Annotated in this window: 1 protein-coding gene; it reads right to left on the bottom strand. The window is 34.2% G+C overall.

Annotated features, from left to right (window positions below; all coding sequences use genetic code 11):
• Positions 1-34: 34 nt before the first annotated feature.
• On the bottom strand, positions 35-799 hold a 765-nt coding region (locus tag KGF65_RS16755; protein ID WP_216749108.1), incomplete at its 5' end, for a KUP/HAK/KT family potassium transporter.

Raw genomic sequence — 799 nt, 5'->3', positions numbered from 1 at the left:
CTAACTTAGTTGTTGCACTTAAACTACTGCATACTCATTTTTCAGTCTTACTTAATCTGCCTCGATGATAAATTTTCTTTTGGATTAAGTATTGATCCTGATCTTGAGTAATAAATAACGGAGAACTTTCTTCTATGACATTGCTAAACTCCAAACCATACCATGAAATAGGTGAGGCCGTAATTTTCTGCAAATAGATGCGCCCGCCAATCAATCTTCTATCTAACGAGCTTAACTTATCATTGACAATTAAATCTGCTGGTTGTTCCTTTATAATAACAAACTTAAAGTCGCCGACTTTCCGTTGTCGCTCTGTTGAATACGTGGGTATTTGTGGTTCTAAAATACCTTGTTCCACTAGATGATTTACAATTTGATGTAAATAGACACTAACGGATTGAGATTTCTTAAACCCTAAGTAAAATTGAACGTTAACAACATTATGCGTCTCAAGTAAATCAACTGTATAATTACTTTCATAAGGTGCATTGGTTTCATTGACTGTAACAAACCAATAAACTTTAGCTCTTTTAGGTTGTCTGTCGAGAATAGAATACATGGTACTACGCTTAATTTGGTAATCACCCTTAATTTTAGTCATATACACTAAGTTAGTCGTGAACAAAGGTACTGTATTGTCTGCGCTTAATTTAGAGAGTTGATCACGATAGTCAAGAAGTGAAACATACTCGCTTTCTTTCTCATAATGTTCTCTTCGTTTATTTCCAAAGTACCAAAGCCACATAATATAAAGAATGCCCAACATGATTGTTAACGTAACATAACCGCCATGAATAAA

The sequence above is a fragment of the Lactiplantibacillus sp. 30.2.29 genome (genome assembly GCF_018991255.1).
In the GTDB taxonomy this organism is placed as follows: Bacteria; Bacillota; Bacilli; order Lactobacillales; family Lactobacillaceae; genus Lactiplantibacillus; species Lactiplantibacillus pentosus.
The sequence above is the reverse complement of the archived record's forward strand: the minus strand, read 5'-3'. Positions and strand labels throughout refer to the sequence as shown.